General features: G+C 65.2%; 18 protein-coding genes. 13 read left to right on the forward strand and 5 right to left on the reverse strand.

Annotation, left to right across the window (positions count from 1 at the left end):
- Window positions 1-6 precede the first annotated feature (6 nt).
- The 8 genes from lpxA to AC57B5_RS27455 all read left to right on the forward strand — a co-directional run bounded on the left by lpxA (window position 7) and on the right by AC57B5_RS27455 (window position 9,347).
- Complete coding sequence (lpxA, locus tag AC57B5_RS27420) at window positions 7-804, forward strand: acyl-ACP--UDP-N-acetylglucosamine O-acyltransferase (protein WP_496400691.1); 798 nt, start codon at window positions 7-9, stop codon at window positions 802-804.
- A 21-nt stretch (window positions 805-825) separates the two neighbouring features.
- A complete protein-coding gene (lpxB, locus tag AC57B5_RS27425; protein WP_034396164.1) occupies window positions 826-2,016 on the forward strand; it encodes a lipid-A-disaccharide synthase in 1,191 nt (396 codons plus the stop codon).
- Window positions 1,979-2,686 (forward strand): ribonuclease HII, encoded by a 708-nt coding sequence (gene rnhB, locus AC57B5_RS27430; protein WP_012206733.1) that lies wholly within the window; start codon window positions 1,979-1,981, stop codon window positions 2,684-2,686. Before lpxB ends, rnhB begins: the two co-directional genes overlap by 38 nt.
- Before the next feature lie 62 nt (window positions 2,687-2,748).
- Window positions 2,749-3,540, forward strand: a complete 792-nt coding sequence (locus AC57B5_RS27435; RefSeq protein WP_071956499.1) for a TrmH family RNA methyltransferase — start codon at window positions 2,749-2,751, stop codon at window positions 3,538-3,540.
- 174 nt (window positions 3,541-3,714) lie between these two features.
- Window positions 3,715-4,887 (forward strand): glutamine-hydrolyzing carbamoyl-phosphate synthase small subunit, encoded by a 1,173-nt coding sequence (carA, locus tag AC57B5_RS27440; protein WP_016447475.1) that lies wholly within the window; start codon window positions 3,715-3,717, stop codon window positions 4,885-4,887.
- A complete protein-coding gene (gene carB / locus AC57B5_RS27445; RefSeq protein WP_496400692.1) occupies window positions 4,880-8,128 on the forward strand; it encodes a carbamoyl-phosphate synthase large subunit in 3,249 nt (1,082 codons plus the stop codon). The genes carA and carB overlap by 8 nt, the downstream gene beginning before the upstream one ends.
- Before the next feature lie 254 nt (window positions 8,129-8,382).
- The gene (greA, locus tag AC57B5_RS27450) at window positions 8,383-8,859 is read left to right on the forward strand and encodes a transcription elongation factor GreA (protein ID WP_012206729.1); all 477 of its coding nucleotides are present in this window, start codon (window positions 8,383-8,385) and stop codon (window positions 8,857-8,859) included.
- A 44-nt stretch (window positions 8,860-8,903) separates the two neighbouring features.
- A complete protein-coding gene (locus tag AC57B5_RS27455; protein ID WP_496400693.1) occupies window positions 8,904-9,347 on the forward strand; it encodes a DUF4149 domain-containing protein in 444 nt (147 codons plus the stop codon).
- A 77-nt stretch (window positions 9,348-9,424) separates the two neighbouring features.
- Here the strand turns inward: AC57B5_RS27455 and AC57B5_RS27460 are convergent, their stop codons facing one another.
- Complete coding sequence (locus tag AC57B5_RS27460; protein WP_496400694.1) at window positions 9,425-10,219, reverse strand: glycosyltransferase; 795 nt, start codon at window positions 10,217-10,219, stop codon at window positions 9,425-9,427.
- Between the two features lie 13 nt (window positions 10,220-10,232).
- The gene (locus AC57B5_RS27465) at window positions 10,233-10,706 is read right to left on the reverse strand and encodes a YhbY family RNA-binding protein (RefSeq protein ID WP_013801462.1); all 474 of its coding nucleotides are present in this window, start codon (window positions 10,704-10,706) and stop codon (window positions 10,233-10,235) included.
- Between the two features lie 31 nt (window positions 10,707-10,737).
- On the opposite strand from AC57B5_RS27465, the gene AC57B5_RS27470 reads away from it, so the two are divergent.
- The 4 genes from AC57B5_RS27470 to glmM all read left to right on the forward strand — a co-directional run bounded on the left by AC57B5_RS27470 (window position 10,738) and on the right by glmM (window position 15,823).
- Window positions 10,738-11,391 carry an RlmE family RNA methyltransferase gene (locus AC57B5_RS27470; RefSeq protein ID WP_097201689.1) on the forward strand — a complete coding sequence of 218 codons (654 nt, stop codon included), beginning with the start codon at window positions 10,738-10,740 and terminating at the stop codon, window positions 11,389-11,391.
- Between the two features lie 170 nt (window positions 11,392-11,561).
- Window positions 11,562-13,484, forward strand: coding sequence for an ATP-dependent zinc metalloprotease FtsH (gene ftsH, locus AC57B5_RS27475; protein WP_016447469.1), 1,923 nt, complete (start codon window positions 11,562-11,564; stop codon window positions 13,482-13,484).
- A 142-nt stretch (window positions 13,485-13,626) separates the two neighbouring features.
- Window positions 13,627-14,463, forward strand: a complete 837-nt coding sequence (folP, locus tag AC57B5_RS27480) for a dihydropteroate synthase (RefSeq protein WP_496400695.1) — start codon at window positions 13,627-13,629, stop codon at window positions 14,461-14,463.
- 16 nt (window positions 14,464-14,479) lie between these two features.
- Window positions 14,480-15,823 carry a phosphoglucosamine mutase gene (glmM, locus tag AC57B5_RS27485; RefSeq protein WP_043819007.1) on the forward strand — a complete coding sequence of 448 codons (1,344 nt, stop codon included), beginning with the start codon at window positions 14,480-14,482 and terminating at the stop codon, window positions 15,821-15,823.
- 109 nt (window positions 15,824-15,932) lie between these two features.
- Here glmM and AC57B5_RS27490 read toward each other — a convergent pair whose 3' ends face one another.
- Window positions 15,933-17,786, reverse strand: a complete 1,854-nt coding sequence (locus tag AC57B5_RS27490) for an EAL domain-containing protein (RefSeq protein ID WP_034396146.1) — start codon at window positions 17,784-17,786, stop codon at window positions 15,933-15,935.
- A gap of 119 nt (window positions 17,787-17,905) precedes the next feature.
- Window positions 17,906-18,886, reverse strand: coding sequence for a Ppx/GppA family phosphatase (locus tag AC57B5_RS27495; RefSeq protein ID WP_013801468.1), 981 nt, complete (start codon window positions 18,884-18,886; stop codon window positions 17,906-17,908).
- A gap of 212 nt (window positions 18,887-19,098) precedes the next feature.
- Here AC57B5_RS27495 and ppk1 point away from each other — a divergent pair, with 212 nt between their 5' ends.
- Window positions 19,099-21,552, forward strand: a complete 2,454-nt coding sequence (ppk1, locus tag AC57B5_RS27500) for a polyphosphate kinase 1 (RefSeq protein ID WP_496400696.1) — start codon at window positions 19,099-19,101, stop codon at window positions 21,550-21,552.
- A 68-nt stretch (window positions 21,553-21,620) separates the two neighbouring features.
- On the opposite strand, the gene AC57B5_RS27505 is transcribed toward ppk1, so the two are convergent.
- Window positions 21,621-23,105, reverse strand: a complete 1,485-nt coding sequence (locus AC57B5_RS27505; RefSeq protein ID WP_496400697.1) for a Ppx/GppA phosphatase family protein — start codon at window positions 23,103-23,105, stop codon at window positions 21,621-21,623.
- Window positions 23,106-23,189: the final 84 nt, after the last annotated feature.

Consider the following 23,189-nt stretch of genomic DNA (forward strand, 5'->3'; position numbering starts at 1 on the left):
GGGCGCATGGCTGGCATTGAACGCATCCATCCCACGGCACTGATAGATTCCGCTGCACAGCTGGATTCATCGGTGTCGGTCGGCCCCTATGCCGTCATCGGGCCGCATGTGGAAATCGGCGCCGGCACTGCGATTGGCGCGCATTGCGTTGTCGAAGGCCATACCCGCATTGGTTGCGACAACCGGATTTTCCAGTTCGCGTCCCTGGGCGCGCAGCCCCAGGACAAGAAGTACGCAGGCGAGCCCACGCGGCTTGTCATCGGTGACCGCAACACGGTGCGCGAGTTCTGCACCTTCAATGCGGGCACCGTGCAGGACCAGGGTGTCACGGTCATCGGCCATGACAACTGGATCATGGCCTATGTCCATGTGGCCCACGACTGCGTCGTGGGCAGCCACACCATCCTGGCCAACAACGCCACCCTGGCTGGCCACGTGCATGTGGGCGACCATGTGATCCTGGGCGGCCTGACGGGCGTGCACCAGTTCACCAAGGTGGGCGCCCATGCCATGGCGGGCTTTGCCAGCCATATCTCGCAGGATGTGCCGCCCTTCATGATGGTGGATGGCAATCCCCTGGCCGTGCGTGGCTTCAATATCGAAGGCCTGCGCCGGCGCGGATTCGGGCCGCAGCGTATCCAGGCCATCAAGCAGATGCACCGTCTGCTGTATCGCCAGGGGCTGACCCTGGAGGCCGCGCGCGACGCCATTGGATCGCTGGCTGGCGAGCAGCCCGAGGCCGCTGCCGATGTATCGCTGATGCTGGATTTTCTGGCCGCTTCGACCCGGGGCATTGCGCGCTGATCCGGCGCGCGAAAGGACGGCATGACAGAGAACGCGGCGCCATTGGCGCGCCTGAGTCCATCGATTGCCATGGTCGCCGGGGAAACCTCAGGCGACCTGCTGGCGTCCTTGCTCCTGGGTGGGCTGCAGGCCCGCTGGCCCGAGGCTTCGGCCTTTGGCATCGGCGGGCCCCAAATGCAGCAGCGCGGTTTTGAGGCATGGTGGTCCTGCGAGCGGCTGGCCGTGCATGGCTACAGCTGGGAAGTGTTTCGCCGACTGGCCGAGATTCTGAACATCCGCCGGCAGTTGCGCCAGCGCCTGCTCAAGCAGCCGCCAGCCGTTTTTGTCGGCATCGATGCGCCCGACTTCAACCTGGGCCTGGAGACCGATCTGCGGGCTGCGGGCATCAAGACCGTGCATTTCGTCTGCCCCTCGATCTGGGCCTGGCGTGCTGATCGCGTCGAGAAAATCCGGCGTGCGGCCGACCATGTGCTGTGCATCTTTCCCTTCGAGCCCGAGTTGCTGGCCCGTCACGGCATAGATGCCACCTACGTGGGCCATCCCCTGGCCAGCGTGATTCCGCTGCAGCCCGACCGTGCCGCCGCGCGCCGTCGGCTGGGTCTGCCGGAAGATGGTCTGGTGCTGGCCGTGCTGCCCGGCAGCCGACGCTCCGAAATCCGCTATCTTGCAGCCCGTTTCTTTCAGGCTGCAGCTTTGGTCCGGAAGGCGCTGCCAGCTATTAAAATAGTAGTGCCTGCCGTGCCTTCGCAACTGGACGAGTTGCGGCGCATTGCCCAGGAGTCCGGCATGGCCTCGTCGCTGCACATCGTGCGCGGCCAGTCCCATGATGCATTGGCAGCCTGCGACGTGACGTTGATCGCCAGCGGCACGGCCACGCTGGAAGCCGCGTTGTACAAGCGTCCCATGGTGATCGGCTACAACATGCACCCCTGGAGCTGGCGCCTGATGCGTGGCAAGCAGTTGCAGCCCTGGGTGGGCCTGCCCAACATCCTGTGCGGCGATTTCGTCGTGCCCGAGCTGATCCAGGATGCGGCAACGCCCCAGGCGCTGAGCGCGGCTGTGCTGCAATGGCTGCAGGCGTGCGAACATTCCCCTTCAACCGTCGAGGCGCTGGTACAGCGCTTCACAGCGCTGCACCATGAATTGCGGCGCGATACTGCCGAACTGGCCGCCCATGCGATCGAGAAAATCATTGCCCCCACTGCCGCCTGAACAGGCGTGCCTGCCCTGGCATCCGCCGGGGTTGGTTGCGGGCGTGGACGAAGCGGGCCGCGGCCCGTTGGCCGGCCCTGTCGTGGCCGCTGCTGTCATTCTTGACGATCTCAATCCCATCGAGGGCCTGAACGATTCCAAGAAGCTCACGGCTGCGCGCCGCGAGGCACTCTATGACGAGATTCGTGCCAAGGCGCTGTGCTGCAGCATTGCCGAGGCCTCGGTCGAAGAGATTGATCGCCTGAACATCCTGCAGGCCACGCTGCTGGCCATGCGCCGCGCGGTGCTGGGCCTGCGCCTGAAGCCGGTGCTCGTGCTGGTGGATGGCAACCAGCTGCCCGTGCTGGATGTGCAGGCCGAGGCCATCGTCAAGGGGGACTCGCTGGTGCAGGCCATCTCGGCCGCCTCCATTCTGGCCAAGGTCACGCGCGACCGCTGGTGCGAACGGCTGCATGAGCAATATCCGGAATATGGCTTCGACGGCCACAAGGGCTACGGCACGGCGGCCCACCTTGCGGCGCTGCGCCTGCACGGTGCCTGCGAGGAGCACCGGCGAACCTTCGCGCCGGTGGCCCATGTCGTGAGCATTGCCCGCATGGCCGAGCCCCTGGCCGCTGCCCGCGTGGCAGCTGCGGCGCAGGGCGCGCAAGCCTTGCTGCTGTCAGCCTGATTGCCTTTGCCGTTTCTTTCTGCGCCCGTGGCGCGCTGTTCCCTTTGCCCGAAAGCCTCACCATGAGCCGACAACCCGCCGCCACATTGATCCAGTCCCGTGACAACGTCCTGGTCAAGGATTTGCGCAGGCTTGTCCAGGACAGTGGGGCCTATCGCAAGCAAGGGCGCGTCTGGCTGGAGGGGGACCATCTGTGCCGTGCCGCGCTGGCGCGTGGCATGCAGCCCTCCGTGGCCGTGGTGGCCGAATCCTTCTGGCCGCTGGTGCCGCTGGAATGGGTGCGGGGCGCAGGCAAGTGCGTGGTGCTGGCAGATGCCCTGTTTGCCGAAGTCAGCGGCCTGGAGTCCCCGGCGCGCATCGGTTTTCTGATGGACTGGCAGGCATCGGCGGTCATCCGTGCAGGCGTGGCCACGGTGGTGTTGGATCGCGTGCAGGACGCAGGCAACGTGGGCTCCATCCTGCGCAGTGCCGCTGCCTTCGGTTTCAGCCAGGTCGTGGCCCTGAAGGGCACGGCTGCGCTGTGGAGCCAGAAGGTGCTGCGCGCCGGCATGGGGGCGCATTTCGGTCTGCAACTGGTCGAGTCGGCCTCGCCCGAAGACCTGGATGCGCTTGGCTTGCCCCTGATCGTGACCAGCTCCCACCAGGGCGAGCTGATCCAAAATGCCGCGCTGCCCTGGCCTTGTGCCTGGGCCATGGGCCATGAAGGGCAGGGCGTTGGCGAGGCGCTGATGCAGCGGGCAGCGCAGCATGTGCGCATCGGCCAGCCAGGCGGTGAGGAGTCGCTGAACGTGGCTGCTGCAGCGGCGATATGCCTGCACGCAAGCAGCGTGAGTGCCGGCTCACGTCAAGGGTAATCCCGCCTCCTGTCAGGAGGCTGAAGCACGACCAGCCTATAATGGGCGGCTTTCAAGCATTCCACACTACGCCTAGCGACGCTTCCTCGCCACCCCCTGCAGACAAGCTATAACCCGCCCGGATCCGTCCGTGCGGCACGCTGGGCGTAACCGTAATTAGAACCGGAGAACCCAGTGCTTTTGTCTCTCAAGGGAGCATTCCCATCCGCCATCCTGGCGCTCGCAGACGGCACGGTCTTTGTTGGCAACTCGATCGGTGCGCAAGGCACCACGGTTGGTGAAGTCGTTTTCAACACGGCAATCACCGGCTACCAGGAAATCCTCACCGACCCCAGCTACTGCCAGCAGATCGTGACGCTCACGTATCCGCACATCGGCAACTACGGCGTCAACGCAGAGGATGTCGAGGCTGGCAAGGTCCATGCGGCGGGCCTGATCATCAAGAACCTTCCGCTGCTGGCCAGCAACTTCCGCAAGTCCGAGACCCTGCCCGACTACCTCACGCGCAGCGGCACGGTGGCGATTGCCAACATCGACACGCGCAAGCTCACACGGCTGCTGCGCGACAAGGGCGCACAAAACGGCGCCATCGTCGGTTTGGCCGCTGGCGAAGAAGTGACCCAGGCGCGCATCGACGAGGCACTGGCTGCGGCCAAGGCGGCCCCCAGCATGAAGGGCCTGGATCTGGCCCAGGTGGTGAGCGCAGCCCAGCAGTACGAATGGACGGAAACCGAGTGGAAGCTGGGCGAAGGCTACGGCCAGCAGCAGGCCCCGCGTTTCCATGTGGTGGCCTATGACTTCGGCGTGAAGTTCAACATCCTGCGCATGCTGGCCGAGCGCGGCTGCAAGCTGACCGTGGTGCCGGCCAAGACGCCCGCCAAGGATGTGCTGGCACTCAACCCCGACGGCGTTTTCCTGTCCAACGGCCCTGGCGACCCGGAGCCCTGCGACTACGCCATTGCCGCCACCAAGGAACTGGTGGAGTCCGGCAAGCCCGTCTTCGGCATCTGCCTGGGTCACCAGATCATGGCCCTGGCCGCCGGCGCCAAGACCTTCAAGATGGCCAACAGCCACCACGGCGCCAACCACCCCGTCAAGGACCTGGACAACGGCCGGGTCAGCATCACCAGCCAGAACCACGGTTTTGCCGTGGAGATGGAGTCCCTGCCCGACACGCTGCGCGCCACGCACATCAGCCTGTTCGACGGCACGCTGCAAGGCCTTGAGCACAAGGACAAGCCGGCGTTCTGCTTCCAGGGCCACCCCGAGGCTTCGCCCGGCCCGCACGATATCGCCTACCTGTTTGACCGCTTCACGGCGCTGATGGAGAAACACAAAAATGCCTAAGCGCACCGACCTCAAAAGCATTCTGATCATTGGCGCCGGTCCCATCGTCATCGGCCAGGCCTGCGAGTTTGACTACTCCGGCGTGCAGGCCTGCAAGGCGTTGCGCGAAGAGGGCTACAAGGTCATCTTGATCAACAGCAACCCTGCCACGATCATGACCGACCCGGCCACGGCCGACGTCACCTACATCGAGCCCATCACCTGGCAGACGGTCGAGAAGATCATCGCCAAGGAGCGTCCCGACGCCATCCTGCCGACCATGGGCGGCCAGACCGCGCTGAACTGCGCGCTGGACCTGTGGCGCAACGGCGTGCTGCACAAGTACAAGGTCGAGCTGATCGGCGCAACTCCCGAGGCCATCGACAAGGCCGAGGACCGCCTCAAGTTCAAGGATGCGATGACGCGCATCGGCCTGGGTTCGGCACGCTCGGGCATCGCCCATTCGATGGACGAAGCCTGGGCCGTGCAAAAGGAAATGGGCTTTCCCACCGTCATCCGCCCCAGCTTCACGCTGGGCGGCACGGGCGGCGGCATTGCCTACAACCCCGAAGAGTTCGAGACCATCTGCAAGCGCGGCCTGGAAGCGTCCCCGACCAATGAGCTGCTGATCGAGGAATCGCTGCTCGGCTGGAAGGAGTACGAGATGGAAGTCGTCCGCGACAAGGCGGACAACTGCATCATCATCTGCTCCATCGAGAACCTGGACCCCATGGGCGTGCACACCGGCGACTCGATCACCGTGGCACCCGCGCAGACGCTGACCGACAAGGAATACCAGATCATGCGCAACGCCTCGCTGGCGGTGCTGCGCGAGATCGGTGTGGACACGGGCGGCTCCAACGTGCAGTTCTCGGTGAACCCGAAGGACGGCCGCATGATCGTCATCGAGATGAACCCGCGCGTGTCGCGTTCCTCGGCGCTGGCCTCCAAGGCCACGGGCTTCCCCATCGCCAAGGTCGCTGCCAAGCTGGCCGTGGGCTACACGCTGGACGAACTCAAGAACGACATCACGGGCGGCAAGACGCCTGCGTCGTTCGAGCCCTCGATCGACTACGTGGTCACCAAGATCCCGCGTTTCGCGTTCGAGAAGTTCCCCGCTGCCGACAACCGCCTGACCACGCAGATGAAGTCCGTGGGCGAGGTCATGGCCATTGGCCGTACCTTCCAGGAGTCCTTCCAGAAGGCGCTGCGCGGCCTGGAAGTCGGCGTGGACGGCATGAACGAAAAGACCCAGGACCGCGAAATCCTCGAAAAGGAACTCGGCGAGCCAGGTCCGGACCGCATTTGGTATGTGGGCGATGCCTTCGCTGCCGGCTGGACGCTGGACGAGGTGCACAACATCACCAAGATCGACAAGTGGTTCCTCGTGCAGATCGAAGAGATCGTGAAGATCGAACTCGAGCTGGACCAGGTCTACGAGGAAAAGGGCGATGCCGCGCTGGCCGCACTGGATGCCACCACGCTGCGCACGCTCAAGCAAAAGGGCTTCTCCGACCGTCGCCTGGCCAAGCTGCTGCACAGCAATGAGAAGGCCGTGCGCGAAGCACGCAAGGCACTGGGCGTGCGCCCCGTGTTCAAGCGTGTGGACACCTGCGCTGCCGAGTTCGCCACCGACACGGCCTACATGTACTCCACCTATGACGAGGAGTGCGAAGCCGAGCCGACGAACAAGAAAAAGATCATGGTGCTGGGCGGTGGCCCGAACCGCATCGGCCAGGGCATCGAGTTCGACTACTGCTGCGTGCATGCTGCGCTCGCCATGCGCGAGGACGGCTATGAAACCATCATGGTCAACTGCAACCCCGAGACCGTGTCCACCGACTACGACACGTCGGACCGCCTGTACTTCGAGCCGCTGACGCTGGAAGACGTGCTCGAAGTCGTGGCTGTCGAGAAGCCTGTTGGCGTCATCGTGCAGTACGGCGGCCAGACGCCCCTGAAGCTTGCGCTGGGTCTTGAAAAGGAAGGCGTGCCCATCATCGGCACCACGCCCGACATGATCGACGCGGCCGAAGACCGCGAGCGCTTCCAGAAGCTGCTGCATGAGCTGGGCCTGCGCCAGCCGCCCAATGCCACGGCCCGTACCGAGCCCGAAGCGCTTGAAAAGGCGGCCGGCCTGGGTTACCCCCTGGTCGTGCGTCCCAGCTATGTGCTGGGCGGCCGTGCCATGGAAATCGTGCACGAGCAGCGCGACCTGGAGCGCTACATGCGCGAAGCCGTCAAGGTCAGCAACGACTCGCCCGTGCTGCTGGACCACTTCCTGTCCAACGCCATCGAGTGCGATGTGGACTGCGTGCGCGACCGCGAAGGCGCCGTCTTCATCGGCGGCGTGATGGAGCACATCGAGCAGGCTGGCGTGCATTCGGGCGATTCCGCCTGCTCGCTGCCGCCTTACTACCTCAAGCCCGAGACCGTGGCCGAGATCAAGCGCCAGACTGCCGCCATGGCCAACGCGCTGAGCGTGGTCGGCCTGATGAACGTGCAGTTCGCCATCAAGGAAACGGCTGACGGCGACGTGATCTACGTGCTGGAAGTCAACCCGCGCGCCTCGCGCACCGTGCCCTTCGTCTCCAAGGCCACCGGCATCCAGCTGGCCAAGGTGGCTGCGCGCTGCATGGCCGGCGACACGCTGGCCCAGCAGGGCATCACCAAGGAAGTCACGCCGCCGTACTTCAGCGTCAAGGAAGCCGTCTTCCCGTTCGTGAAGTTCCCTGGCGTGGACACCATCCTCGGCCCCGAGATGAAGTCCACCGGCGAAGTCATGGGCGTGGGCAAGACCTTTGGCGAAGCCTTCGTCAAGAGCCAGCTGGGCGCCGGCGTCACGCTGCCGACCCAGGGCAAGGTCTTCCTGACCGTGAAGAACGCCGACAAGCCGCGTGCCGTGGCCGTGGCCAAGGAGCTGGCTGCGATGGGCTTCGTGCTGTGCGCCACGCGCGGCACGGCAGCGGCCATCTCCGAGGCCGGCATCGAGGTGCAACTCGTCAACAAGGTGACCGAAGGCCGCCCCCACATCGTGGACATGATCAAGAACGGCGAGATCGCCATGGTCATCAACACGGTGGAGGAGCGCCGCAACGCCATCGCCGACTCGCGCGCCATCCGTACCAGCGCCCTGCTGGCGCGTGTGACCACCTTCACGACCATCTTCGGTGCAGAAGCTGCCGTCGAAGGCATGAAGTCCATGGGCAACATGGAAGTGCACTCGGTCCAGGAATTGCACGCCCAACTGCAGGCTGCCTGAGATCCTTCCATTGCCGCTGCGCCTGTTTTTTGATGGCGCGCAGCGAGCGGCACTGTCCGACAGTGCCGCCGGGTTATCCCACCATTTCGGGTGGGTAAACACGGCATAATGGAATGAATCATTCGATGAAACCGCCGCGCGGCAACGTGCGGCGGTTTGCTTTTGGGGTGCAGGTCCAGCCGCAAAGTCGCCGGCCCGCCTGTACCAAAGAAACCGCGCAGCGCGCGGCGTTCGCTGAACATGGAGACTTTTCAATGGCCACCATTCCCATCACCAAGCGCGGAGCCGAGAAGCTCAAGGACGAACTGCACCGCCTGAAAACCGTGGAGCGTCCCTCCATCATCCAGGCCATCGCCGAGGCACGTGCCCAGGGCGACCTGAGCGAAAACGCCGAATACGAGGCCGCCAAGGACCGCCAGGGCTTCATCGAAGGCCGCATTGCCGAGGTCGAGAGCAAGCTGTCGGCTGCCCAGATCATCGATCCCTCTTCCGTGGATGCCGGTGGCCGCGTGGTCTTCGGTGCAACGGTGGAGCTCGAGGATGAAGACAGCGGCGACACGGTCAAGTACCAGATCGTCGGCGAGGACGAGGCCGACCTCAAGCTGGGCCTGATCAACGTCTCCAGCCCCATCGCGCGCGCGCTGATCGGCAAGGAAGAGGGCGATACCGCCGTCGTGCAGGCGCCGGGCGGCGAGCGCCGCTATGAAGTGGTGTCGGTGCGCTACCTCTGATGCGTCAGCGCCTGTGCCTCGATCATTGAGGAAGGCCTAAGCCCATGAGCAACCTGTACGAACGCGTTCCCCTGCTGGCTGCTGCCCTGTGGTGGGGCAGCCTGTCGGCCATCGGTTTCATGGCCGTGCCCATGCTGTTCGCCCAATTGCCCACGCCGGCTGTCGCGGGCTTCATGGCAGCCAAGCTGTTTGCTGCGCAGACCTGGGTGTCCATCGCCTGCGCGGCCCTGCTGCTGGTCCTGTCTCGGCGCAACAAGGAGCCGGTCCTGCAGCCCTGGGCCAAGGCCTGTCTGGGCTTTGTGATCGCAGGCATGCTGCTGGCATTTCTGGTCCAGTACGGCGTGTCGCCGCGCATCGTTGCACGCGACAACCTCAAGCTGTGGCACGGCGTGGGCACGGTGATGTATGCGCTGCAGTGGCTGTGTGCGCTCGTCGTACTGTGGCGCATAGGCAGTCCGTCTCAAGCGAAAGCCGAGGCCACGGCCTGATCCCGGTCCTGCCGGTTCGGTGCCATGCCAAACGAAAACGCCCGCAAGCGCGGGCGTTTTTTTGTGGGTCGAACTGCTCACTCGTGCCAGTGCTCGGCCACCCAGGTGGCAGGCCGGATATAGCGAAAGCGCCGATTGCGCCGGCCGGCCAACGCGTCAGGCGGGTTGCATTCTCCGTGGAAGATCACCACGCGTGCACCATCCGGCACGAAGGGCGGCTTCCAGTAGTTCGTCGGCCATGCGGGAATGCAGTGGTACTTGAAGCTGGGGCACCAGGCCTGCGGCCAGTACTTGAGCTTGCCCTGCTTGTGCAGCATATCGGACAGGTAGGCCTGCTCGTTGCGGAAGCTGCTGCGGATCTCTTCGAAATGCGTGCGGAAGTAGTCCAGTACCTCGGGGTGGGCACCCAGCTCGAAGCGGTACACCGAGGAATTGCCCGTGATGCGCCAGGGACGCTTGTAGTCGTGGATGATCAGGAATTCGCCGGGCTCGGTGAAAAAATCGTCCAGCGGCCCGGTGATGACCACGTCCACGTCAAGAAACAGCGCCGTGCCGCGCAGGCCATGAAGGTCGGCACTGAAGGTGGCCAGCTTGTTCCAGCCGCGCTCGGGAATGCCGGCGGGCAGGTTCAGCGGCGGAATGGGCAGGCATTCAACTTCTTCACGAATCCCCACGCCGTCATCGGTCAGGCAGACAAGGCGAAAATCGCCCTTCAGATGCCGACGCACCATGGCGTAGAGCCTGTTGACATACTCCGGACCGTACTTCTTGCCCCACTTCATGCAGATCACGAAGCGCTGCTGCGCAGAGGGGGAGGCGGAGGGCGGTTGCGCGGCCTGGGCCACGCTGGCGGCATGGAATGCTACGGTCATGGATGCGGCGGACTCAGTCTGCCTGGCGCTTCTTGACCGACTTTTGCTTGGGCTTGGCGCGCTTGACCTGGCCGCCTGCCGTCAGGCGCTGGTTGCCCAGCACGCGGATCTGCTTGACCTCGGGTTTCTGGCCCGAGCGCTTGCTGAACTTGAGCAGCTTGACATCGCGAGGACCGGGCATGCGGTTCTCGTCGACGGCTTTTTCCTTTTCCGGCATGGGGCGCCAGAGCACCAGCAGCTTGCCGATGTGTTGAATGGGTGCAGCGCCAAGTTCGTCGCACAGCTGCAGATACATCTGCTCGCGTGCGGCGCGGTCGTCGTTGAAGACACGGACCTTGATCAGGCCATGTGCGTTAAGGCCGGCGTTGACCTCCTTTTGCACGGCAGCCGTCAGGCCGTCACCTCCGATGAGGACCACGGGGTCCAGGTGGTGTGCGTTGGCGCGGTGTTCCCGGCGCTCGGCGGGAGTCAATTGAATTTGGGGCATGGCCGTATTATCGAGGCTGAAAGAATCCAGCATGAAAGTCCAAACAAAAAGCAAGAAGGTCAACAAGGCTTGGCTCAACAGCCACGTCAACGATCCTTACGTCAAAGCCGCCCAGAAGGACGGCTACCGCGCTCGCGCGGCCTACAAACTCAAGGAGATAGACGAGCAGCTCAAGCTCATCCGGCCGGGTGCCACGGTGGTGGACCTGGGCTCTACGCCAGGAGCGTGGAGCCAGTATGTGCGCCGCTGTCTGTCGCCAGAAGGCGCGGCGGTGGGCGCGCTCAATGGCCGGATCATCTCGCTGGATCTGCTGCCCATGGAGCCTATCGAGGGCGTGCAGTTCATTCTGGGCGATTTCCGCGAGGAGCCGGTGCTGGCGCAGCTGCAGGAAGCGCTGGGCGGTGGCAAGGCCGATGTGGTGGTCTCCGACATGGCTCCCAACCTGTCGGGCAACGGTACGACGGATGCGGCGCGCATTGCGCTGCTGGTGGAGCTGGCGGTTGATTTTTCCATCCACCATATGAAACCTGAAGGGGCCTTGGTCGTGAAGCTCTTTCACGGCGGGGCCTACGACGACCTGGTAGCGCTGTTCCGGCAGACCTTCAAGGTGGTCAAGCCGATCAAGCCCAAGTCCTCGCGCGACAAGTCTTCGGAGACGTTTCTGGTGGGCATGGGGCTCAGGTAGCCCTGCACAGCCGCCCGGCGCGGCCCTGACGCGGGTCAAGACCGCATTCAAGCTATGGCTGCTATAGAGGGATATAGGCGACCAGCCAGCTTGAAACACCTAAAATGAACCGCAAATACGCTTCGAGCACGCTGGAAGTCGTTTTATCTGTATCCCCATTGGAGCCCCGCTTGAACAATCAGTGGTTTTCAAAAATTGCCGTCTGGCTGGTCATCGCCATGGTGCTGTTTACGGTGTTCAAACAATTTGACACCCGTGGCGGCGCCGGCGCGTCCCATGTCGGTTACTCCGAGTTCCTGGAAGAGGTGCGCAGCAACCGCATCAAGAGCGCCACCATCCAGGAAAGCCCCGGCGGCACCGAGATCGTGGCCACGACCAACGATGATCGCAAGGTGCGCACCACGGCCACCTACCTGGATCGTGGGCTCGTGGGCGATCTGATCAACAACAACGTCAAGTTCGACGTCAAGCCCCGCGAAGAAGGCTCGGTCCTCATGACCCTGCTCGTCAGCTGGGGCCCCATGCTGCTGTTGATCGGCGTGTGGGTGTACTTCATGCGCCAGATGCAGGGCGGCGGCAAGGGCGGTGCTTTCAGCTTCGGCAAGAGCAAGGCGCGCATGCTGGACGAGAACAACAACACCGTGACCTTTGCCGACGTTGCAGGCTGCGACGAAGCCAAGGAAGAGGTCAAGGAAGTCGTGGACTTCCTCAAGGACCCCAACAAGTTCCAGAAGCTCGGCGGCCGCATTCCGCGTGGCCTGCTGCTGGTCGGGCCTCCGGGTACCGGCAAGACGCTGCTGGCCAAGTCCATCGCTGGTGAAGCCAAGGTTCCGTTCTTCAGCATCTCGGGCTCCGACTTCGTGGAAATGTTCGTCGGCGTGGGCGCTGCCCGTGTGCGCGACATGTTCGAGAACGCCAAGAAGAACGCACCCTGCATCATCTTCATCGATGAAATCGACGCCGTGGGCCGCCAGCGCGGCGCAGGCCTGGGCGGTGGCAACGATGAGCGTGAACAGACCCTGAACCAGATGCTGGTCGAGATGGACGGCTTCGAAACCAACCTCGGCGTGATCGTCGTGGCTGCGACCAACCGTCCCGACATCCTGGATGCGGCGCTGCTGCGCCCCGGCCGTTTCGACCGCCAGGTGTACGTGACGCTGCCCGACATCCGCGGCCGCGAGCAGATCCTCAATGTGCACATGCGCAAGATCCCTGTCGGCCAGGACGTGAATCCGGGCGTGATCGCCCGCGGCACGCCCGGCATGTCGGGTGCCGATCTGGCCAACCTCTGCAACGAAGCAGCCCTGATGGCCGCGCGCCGCAATGCGCGTACCGTCGAGATGCAGGATTTCGAGAAGGCCAAGGACAAGATCATCATGGGCCCCGAGCGCAAGAGCATGGTCATGCCCGAGGAAGAGCGCCGCAACACGGCCTACCACGAGGCGGGCCATGCACTGATCGGCAAGCTGCTGCCCAAGTGCGATCCCGTGCACAAGGTCACCATCATCCCGCGCGGCCGTGCGCTGGGCGTGACGATGAGCCTGCCCGAGAAGGACCGCTACTCCTACGACAAGGAGTTCATGCTCAACCAGATCGCCATGCTGTTCGGTGGACGCATTGCCGAAGAAGTGTTCATGAACCAGATGACCACGGGCGCGAGCAACGACTTCGAGCGGGCCACGCAGATCGCACGCGACATGGTCACACGCTACGGCATGACCGACGCGCTGGGTCCCATGGTCTATGCGGAGCAGGAAGGCGAGCCTTTCCTGGGCCGCTCGATGAGCAAGACCAACAGCATGAGCGAGCAGACGATGCAGAAGGTGGACCAGGAGGTTCGCCGCATCATCGACGAGCAGTACGGACTGGCGCGCAAGCTGATCGAGGACAACTCCGACAAGATGCATGCCATGGCCAAGGCCATGCTCGACTGGGAAACCATCGACGCCGAGCAACTCGATGACATCATGGCCGGCCGCGAGCCGCGTCCTCCCAAGGACTGGGTGCCGCGCAACCCGCCGTCGTCCGACGGTGGCAACTCGTCCGGCGGCACGCCGGCAGTGGATGCCGACCCTGCGCCCACCACGGCCTGATCTGCTTGCCGCAGAATCTGCCAATCCCATGCAAAGGGCCCCGAGGGGCCCTTTTGCTTTGCTTGCAGGATGTGTTCAATCGCCCACAGCGGTGGCCGAGCGAGGGGCCCGGTCCGGCAAGCGCCTACCTTCAGGAAATCCCATGCCGCATCAATGGCAGACTTCGCGCTTTGTTCTAGACCTTCAGCGTCCACTGGTCATGGGCATCGTCAATGTGACGCCCGACTCGTTTTCCGACGGGGGGCGGCACAACACGGTGGAGCGGGCCTTGCGGCATGCAGAGCAGCTGATCGGTGAGGGCGCGCACATCCTCGACATCGGCGGCGAGTCCACCAGGCCCGGATCGCCGGCCGTGCCGCTGGACGAGGAGTTGCGGCGCGTGCTGCCCGTGGTGCAGGGCGCGGTGCAACTGGGCGTGCCGGTCTCCGTCGATACCTACAAGCCCGAGGTCATGCAGGCCGTGCTGGATCTGGGGGCCGACATCGTCAACGACATCTGGGCGCTGCGCCAGCCGGGCGCGCAGCAGGTGGTGGCCGCGCACCCGAGCTGCGGCATCTGTCTCATGCACATGCATGGCACGCCACAGGACATGCAGACCACGCCCATGCAAGGCGATGCCGTGCCCGCCGTGCGTGATTTCCTGCAGGCGCACACCGATGCCCTGCTGGCCCGGGGCGTGGCGCGCGAGCGCATTGTCTGGGACTACGGCATCGGCTTCGGCAAAAGCGTGGCACAGAATTTTTCGCTGCTTGCGCGCCAGCAGGAATTGCTGGGCCTAGACTTCCCGCTGCTGGCAGGCTGGTCGCGCAAGGGCTCGCTCGGGCAGGTCAGTGGCCTTGCGCAGGGCCAGCGCATGGTGCCCAGTGTGGCGGCGGCGCTGCTGGCGGTGGAGCGGGGCGCGCGCGTGGTGCGCGTGCACGACGTGGCCGATACGGTGGCGGCATTGACGGTCTGGCAGACCATGCACGACAACAACTGAACAACAAAGGAGCACTATGGCACGCACATATTTTGGTACCGATGGAATTCGCGGCCTGGTGGGCCGCTCGCCCATCACCCCCGACTTCGCGCTGCGCCTGGCGCACGCCGTGGGCCGTGTGCTGCGGCGCAAGGAAGCCCGCCCGATGGTGCTGATCGGCAAGGACACCCGGATCTCGGGCTACATGCTGGAAAGTGCCCTGGAGTCCGGCTTCAACTCGGCCGGCGTGGACGTGATGCTGCTCGGTCCCCTGCCCACCCCGGGCGTGGCCTACCTGACGCGCGCCCAGCGCGCCAGCCTGGGCGTGGTCATCAGCGCCAGCCACAACCCTTACTACGACAACGGCATCAAGTTCTTCAGCGCACAGGGCACCAAGCTGCCCGATGCCTGGGAGGAAGAGGTCGAGCAGGCCTTGACCGAAGATCCCGTGTGGGCCGACTCTGCCGCTCTGGGCAAGGCCCGGCGCCTTGAAGACGCGGCAGGGCGCTACATCGAGTTCTGCAAGAGCACCTTTGACCACGCGCTCACGCTCAAGGGCGTGAAGATCGTCGTCGATGCGGCCCATGGCGCGGCCTATCAGATCGCACCCAAGGTCTTCCATGAACTGGGAGCCGATGTGGTGGCCATAGGCTGTGCGCCCGATGGACTGAACATCAACGAAGACGTGGGTGCCACGCACCCCGAGGCTCTGGTGCTGGCCGTGCGCGCCAACAAGGCCGATTTCGGCGTGGCGCTGGATGGCGATGCCGACCGGCTGCTGCTGGTCGATGCGGCAGGGCGGCTCTACAACGGCGACGAACTGCTGTATCTGCTGGCAGCCGACCGGCTGGCGCGCGGCGAGGCCGTGCCGGGCGCCGTGGGCACGCTGATGACCAATATGGCCGTGGAGGTGGCGCTGAAGTCCCAGGGCGTGGGCTTTGTGCGTGCCAAGGTCGGCGACCGCTATGTGCTGGAAGAGCTGCACCGCCAGGGCTGGACCCTGGGCGGTGAGGGCTCGGGCCATTTGCTGGCGCTGGACAAGCACACCACGGGCGACGGCCTGGTCAGCGCACTGCAGGTGCTGCAGGCCTGCGTGCGCTCGGGCAAGAGCCTGTCGCAGTGGCTGTCGTCCGTGCAGCTGTTTCCCCAGGTGCTGCTCAACGTGCGGCTGCAGCCGGGCCAGGACTGGAAGCGCAACACCCAATTGGAAGAGGCCACCGAGGCCGTCCAGGCCGAGCTGGGAGATACGGGGCGTGTGCTCATCCGAGCCAGCGGCACCGAGCCTTTGCTGCGCGTGATGGTGGAGGCGCGCGATGGCGATCAGGCCAGCCGCTGTGCCGAGCGCCTGGCCAGCGTGGCCAAGAATTCGCCGGTTGCCTGAGCGGTTGCACGCTCCTGTGCATGGAAGGCCGAGGCTTCATGCCCCGGCTTTTTTTTCGTCTGGATTCCGGTGCGCGAGGTGATGCGATGCGCGCGGCGATGCGGCCCGGTCAGCCCTGGCTGCGCAAGAAGGACTCCAGCGCCTCTGGTGCCAGCGGGCGGCTGAAATGGTAGCCCTGGGCCTCATCGCAGCCTTGCTCGCGCAGGAACTCCAGCTGTGCCTCGGTCTCCACGCCCTCGGCCGTGGTCTGCATGCCCAGGGCCTGGGCCATGCGGATGATGGCGCTGACAATGGCGCGGTCGTTGCTGTCGTGGTCCAGGTCCTGGATGAAGGACTGGTCGATCTTGAGCTTGTAGATCTGAAAGCGCTTGAGCTGGCTCAGGGATGAATAGCCGGTGCCGAAGTCATCCATGGCCAGGCGCACGCCGTGCTCGCGCAGCCGGTCCATGGTGGCTGTCGCCTGGCGCGGATCATGGATGGCCACGCCCTCGGTCAGCTCCAGCTCCAGAGAATCGGCCGGCAGGTCGCTGTCGAGCAGGATGCGGTTGATGATCTCGGGCAGTTGCTGCTGATGGAACTGGATGGCCGAAAGATTCACGGCCACCTTCAGGTCGCAAAGGCCCGCATTGCGCCAGACCTGCAACTGCTGCATGGCGCTGCGCAGCACCCATTCGCCGATCTGCAGGATCTGGCCGCTGTCCTCGGCCACGGGAATGAACTCGGCCGGCGAGACCGAGCCCAGTTCCGGGTGCTCCCAGCGCAGCAGCGCCTCGACGCTGCGCACACGGCCCGTGCTCAGCGTGATCTGCGGCTGATAGTGCAGATACAGCTGATTGCGCTCCAGCGCCCGGCGCAGCGCATTCTCCAGCTGCAGGGCTCGCAGGGACTGGGCCTGCATCTGCGGAGTGAAGAAGCGGTAGGTGTTGCGGCCGGCCTGCTTGGCGTGGTACATGGCCGCATCGGCGGCCTGGGTCAGCGAGTCGATGTCGTGGCCGTCGCGCGGGTACAGCGCAATGCCCATGGACGGCGCAATGGTCAGCTCATGGCGGTCGATCTGGTAGGCCTGGCGCGACGCCTCCTGCAGCTTGCCGGCCACGCGGGCCGCACCCTGGGCATTGGCGCCGGGCAGCAGCAGCACGAATTCGTCGCCGCCGATGCGGGCCACCGTATCGCGGTCGCGCACGACGGCACGCAGGCGGCGGGCAATCTCCACCAGCAGGGCATCGCCCACGCGATGGCCCAGCGAATCATTGACATGCTTGAAGTGGTCCAGGTCCAGGAACATCACGGCCAGCGGCGTGTCGTTGGCCTTGGCCAGCTCGATGGCGCGGGCACTGCGCTCGGCCAGCAGCGTGCGGTTGGGCAGGCCGGTGAGCGCGTCGTAGTGCGCCATCCAGTAGATGCGTTCCTGGTCCAGCTTGCGGTCGGCAATCTCCCGGTGCAGGTTCTCCACCGTGGCGCTGAGTTCGCGTGTGCGGTCGCGCACCTGCTGCTCCAGCAGTTCGTGGGCCTGGCTCAGGGCCTGCTGGGCTCGCAGGCGGTCGTCGATATCGCTCACGATCCAGATCGATCCCTCGCGCGCATCGCCCGGATTGATGAGCCGCCCTGTGAGCTCTCCCCAGAACAGGCTGCCGTCCTTGCGGCGCAGGCGGCGCTGCGTGCGAAAGGACAGGCCGGCGCTCAGCGTGCGGTAGGCCTCGCGTCCCAGGCTGCGCAGCTCATCACGGCTGGGATGCAGGTGTTCGCTGTTGATGCCCACCAGCGCATGCTCGCCCGCGTAGCCGAAGATGTCTGCGTAGCACTGGTTGCAGCGGACGATGACGCGTTGGCGAATGAAGACGATGCCGACGCCGGCATTGTCGAGCAGGGCCTGCTGCTCGCGCAGGCTGCGTTGCAAGGACGCCGCCATCATCGAAGACGGACGTTCGAGTACAGGGTCGTACGCAATCGTCGGCGCGGACATGGCGAAGCGGTGGGGCGGTAATGAAGGGAGGGTGGGAAGCTTACAAAGTGTAGCACTTGTGCGGAAAACACTCTATCGGCCTTCCCTGACGCAAGCAGGGCCTGGGCCGTCATGGGCCGTCATGGGCCGGGTGCAACTTGCCTGCGCCTGTGTTTTCCGGAGGCTTCGGCATCCAGCCGATCGGCCAGCTCATACAGCACGCCATGCCGCAGGGCGCCATGCGTCACGCGCATGCGCTCGATGCCCAGGCTGGAGAAGATCGCCCGCATCACGCTCATGCCGCCGCCGATCATGGGACGCAGTTCTTCCTTGAGCCCGTCCATGTTCACGCGGCTGACATGCCCTGCACGCAGCAACTGCGCCTGCAGCCAGTCCAGTCCCTGCCGCGTGATCCAGCCGGCCGTGCCATCGGGTGCATGTGCCAGCACCTTGACGATGGCACCGGCCGTGCCGGAGGACCCATAGGCATGGCTCCACTGCCCGGCGGCAAACCGCGCGGCTTCGGGCGCAATGATGTCGGCCACCGCCGCTTCGGCCTGGGACAGTGCCTGGGCCGACAGCTCTCCATCGGGAAAGTGGCGCAATGCCCAGGTCACGCTGCCGAAGGCGAAGGAGCGTGCCTGCAGCACCTGCCGCTGCTGGCCAAGGCACAGCTCGGTCGATCGGCCACCGATGTCCACCACCAGCCGCCGCTGGGGACCGGGCGGCAGCAACTGGGCAACGCCACGATAGATCAGGCGCGCTTCTTCCTCGCCGTCGATGACTTCGATGGCGCAGCCCAGGATGCGCTGGCCTTCGTCCAGGAAGACCTGGCGGTTCGATGCCTCTCTCAGCGTCTGCGTGGCCACGGCACGAACGCGGTGGCGGGGCAGGTCGCCCAGCACCTGCGCATAGCGCTCCAGGCAGGCCCAGCCACGCTGCATGGCCTCCAGGCTCAGGGCTCCCTGTGCGTCCAGGGCGCTGCCCAGGCGTATGGCTTCCTTGCGGTGGCTGAACAGCTGTACCTTTGCGCCGTCGCTGCGGGCCATGGCCAGCAGGCAGCTGTTGGAGCCAATGTCGATGGCGGCCAGGCGGCTTTCGGGGGGATTGGAAGAGGGCATGCGCGAAAGGCGGACGACGACACGGCTGCGGCAGGTTTGCAGCAGCCAACGCCATCCAGGGGGATGGCAGTGAGCTTAGCACCCTGGCGATACAGCGCGGCCCTCGTGGCTGCGTGACCTCGTCATGACCTTTGCATGACAGCGCCAGCGCAGCCCTTCATTGCCGGAAGTCGCTTGTATGACAGGTGTCATGCGTGGATGGGATCTATGTCATGAACATGTCACAAACCCGGGGCAGACTGCCCGAATCCCCGGTCCACGGGGTGACTACCGGGTCCTGCACAGGCCGGGCCCCTGCATCCATGCCCCAGACATTCACGCCGATTCCCGCCAGCGCCTCTGCCGCGCCTGCCGAGCCAGAACATGAACAGGGGCTGCGCACCATGCCCGCAGGGCCGGCCTCGCTGGGCATGGCCCGAGAGACAGCGCCCATACCCGTCTCTGCACCCTTGAATGTCCCGATGATGCCCCTGGCCAAAAGCCTTTCCACCGCCCTGCTGGAATTGCAGGGCCAGGCGATGCCAGCGTCTGCCCCGGTCTCTGCTGCGGGGCTGGTCGCCGCGGCATACACTGGCCTGTACGCCACAGCCGAAAGCGGTGAAGTGCAACAGCAACAGCAGCAGCAACAACAGTTTCTGGACCGCGACCATTGCATCCTGGCGTTCAACGAACGCGTGCTGGACTGGGCTGTGCGCGAGGATGTGCCGCTGCTGGAGCGGCTGCGCTACCTGTGCATCGTCTCTTCCAATCTCGACGAATGGTTCGAGGTGCGCTGCGCCCCCCATGTGACGGCGGCCAAGGCCGGCGACGCCAAGGGCCTGTATACGCTGCAGAGCTTTCGCTCGCTGATGGACAAGGCGCATGAGCTGGTATTGCGCCAGTACACGCTGTACAACCAATCGCTGATTCCTGCCTTTGCGGGGCAGGGCATACGCGTGGTCTCCCATGGCGAGCGCAGCAGCGCCCAGCGCAAATGGGTGCGCGAATACTTTCTGCGCGAAGTCCAGCCCCTGCTCATGCCGGTGGGCCTGGACCCATCCCATCCATTTCCCCAGGTGGCCAACAAGGCGCTGAACTTCATCGTGCGCCTCAAGGGTGTAGATGCCTTTGGCCGCGCCAACGAGGTGGCCATCGTCAAGGTTCCGCGCGCCTTGCCTCGCCTGGTGCGCCTGCCGGAGAAGATCGCGGGCAAGCAGCGCCTGTTCGTGAGCATCTCCAGCATCGTGCGCGCCCATCTGGTCGAGCTGTTCCCGGGGCGTGAGGTGGCGGAGTTCGCGCAATTCCGTGTCACGCGCCATTCGGACCTGGCGGTGGATGAGGACGATGTCAGCGACCTGCGCATGGCGCTGCGCCAGGGTCTGCACCACCGACACTACGGCCAGGCCGTGCGGCTGGAGGTGTCCTTTGCCTGCTCGCCCATGTTGTCCGACCTGCTGCTGGGCCAGTTCGGCCTGCCGACCGAGGCACTGTTCCGCGTCAAGGGGCCCGTGAACCTGGTGCGCCAGTCGCAGCTGGTCGATCTGGTCGATGACCCCGCGCTGCTGTTCCCGCCGTGGCGTCCGGCATGGCCGCGCCAGCTGCAGCCGGGCCGCTCGGTGATGGCCCAGATCCGCAAGCGTGCTGTGCTGATCCACCAGCCTTTCGAGAGCTTCGACGGCGTGCTGGAGCTGCTGCGCGAGGCCGTCAACGACCCCGAGGTGCTGGCCATCAAGCAGACCATATACCGCACCGGGTCCGACTCCGAAATCATGCAGTTGCTGGCCGAGGCCGTGCGCCGCGGCAAGGAGGTGCTGGCCGTGCTGGAGCTCAAGGCCCGCTTTGACGAAGAGGCCAACATCAACTCCGCCGAGAAGCTGGAGGCCCTGGGTGCCCAGGTGGTCTACGGCGTGCTGGGCCTGAAGACGCACGCCAAGATGCTGCTGATCACGCGCCGCGAAAAGCGCAGCGGGCAGCTCAAGCGCTATGGACACCTGTCCACCGGCAATTACAACGTGCGCACGGCGCGCCTGTACACGGACATCAGCCAGCTGACCTGCGATGCGCAGATCACGGCCGATATGGATGCCGTGTTCAGCCACCTGTCCAGTCACAACCGCCTGCCCAAGCTGCACCAGCTGGTGATTGCGCCGTTCCAGCTGCACGACCGCATGCTGGCGCTGATCAACCAGGTGGGCGAGGCGGCGCAGCGCGGCGAAGAGGCGCGCATCGTGCTCAAGATGAATGCGCTGACCGATGAGCTGCTCATGCAGGCCCTGGTGCGTGCCGGCCAGCAGGGCGCGCGCATCGATCTCATCGTGCGCAGTGCCTGCATGCTGCCGCCGCAGCGCAAGGGCTGGACCGACAACATCCGCGTGCGCTCCATCATCGGCCGTTTCCTGGAGCACTCGCGCGTCTTCTACTTTGCCTGGGGCAAGCAGCAGGAGCTGCTGCTGTCCAGCGCCGACTGGATGAACCGCAACATGATGCGCCGGGTGGAACTGGCCTGGCCCGTGCGCGACCCCGTGCTGCGCCAGCAGGTGATAGACGAATGCCTGGTCGCTGGCCTGTATGACAACCGCGATGCCTGGACCCTGGAGGCCAATGGTGCCTACCAGCGTGCACCCTATCCGACCACGGGCCTGGGTGCGCAGTGCGCCTTGATGGAGCGCTACGGGCCCCAGGTCTGAGCTGCGTCACGGCCGGCGGGCCGGCCGCCCCGCGCCATCCCGGCGCAAGCCGAAGCGGGTGGCCGTGCTCAGTGCAGATGCAGCTGCAAGGTCCAGGGCGTCTTCTGCCAGGCCACGGCCTCGGTGCGCAGCAACTGGGCGGACTGGGGATAGCTTTTGGCCCAGCCTTCCGGCACGGTCAGGTGAAAGACGCTGTCCGAGCGATGCAGGCGCATGCCCTGCAGATCGGGGTCACGCCGGGCATGGCACAGCTGCACGGCCAGCCGCAGTGCGAGCAAGGGCCAGGCCACGGCCTGGTCCTCGATGGCGGCTTCCAGCTTGCGCAGCTTGCCCTGGTGGCCGAGCACGAGCTGGGTGATGCGCGCGCGCAGCTCCACAGGCCATGTCGCGGCACCGCAGTGCTCGGTGATGTAGGCGCCGTGCCGGTGGTAGGCGCTCAGGGAGATGCGCATGCCGATCTCGTGCAGGCTGGCGGCCGTGTCCAGTGCATGCGTGGACAGGGCATCGGGCGGTTGTTGTGCGTGCAGCGATTGCCAGGCCCAGCGTGCCACCTTGCGCACGCGCAGCGCATGCGGGACGTCAATGCCGAAGTCCTGCTGCAGCGCGGCAATTTCGGCTGCCTCGCGGTCGGCGGGGGGCTCGTGCTCCAGCAGGTCGTGCAAAACGCCCTGGCGCAGCGCGCCCTGGGCGACTTCCAGTTCATTGATGCCCAGCAGGCCCAGGGCCGCAATCAGGATGCTCAGGCCTCCGGCGATGACGGCGCGGCGGTCTTCCTTGAGTCCGGCCAGCCGGATGCGGTCCACATGGCCGGCCTCCATCAGCTGCTCATGCAGCCAGCGCAGGCTGTCGGGCGTGATCAGCCCGCCGGAATATCCGTTGGCAGCCAGGATGTCGCCCACGGCGTTGGCCGTGCCTGACGAGGCATAGGCGCAGTCCCATGCAGTGGCCGGGTAGGCCGAGACGGTCTGGGTGAGGGCCGCCTGCGCGGCCTTGATGGCGGCCGAGAAATGTGCGCGCGACAGCGTGCCTTCGCCAAAGAACTGCGTGCTCCAGGCGACGCTGCCTATGGGGTAGGAGGCCACCTGACGCGCCTCGCCATGCTGGCCGATGATGACTTCGGTCGAGCGGCCGCCAATGTCCACCACCAGGCGCCGCTGCTGCGAGGGTGGCAACAGGCTGGAGACGCCGCGATAGATCAGCCGGGCCTCTTCCTCGCCCGAGATGACCTCGATGGGAAAGCCCAGCAGGGCGCTGCCGCGTGCGATGAAGACATCGCGGTTGCGGGCCTCCCGCAGGGTTTGTGTGGCCACGGCGCGGACCTGGTCGGCAGGAAAGCCGGCCAGGCGCTCGCCAAAGCGTGCCAGGCAGTCCCAGCCGCGTTGCATGGCCTCGTCGGTCAGCTCATGGTGCTCGTTGAGCCCATTGCCCTGGCGCACGGTCTCCTTGAGATATTCCACGCGCTCTATGCGCTGGTGGCTGCCGACGCGGCCTATTTCTAGGCGAAAGCTGTTGGATCCGAGGTCAACGGCGGCGAGCAGGGATTCTGGTGCCATGAAAGAAACGCCAATCAAGATTCGTCGAGCAGGAGTGCGCAGCGGTGCCGGGTGGCAGGGCTGCGCTTGTCTGGTGCCGGCTCG

Source organism: Delftia sp. BGA-UO-ETr-SB1 (genome assembly GCF_059567865.1).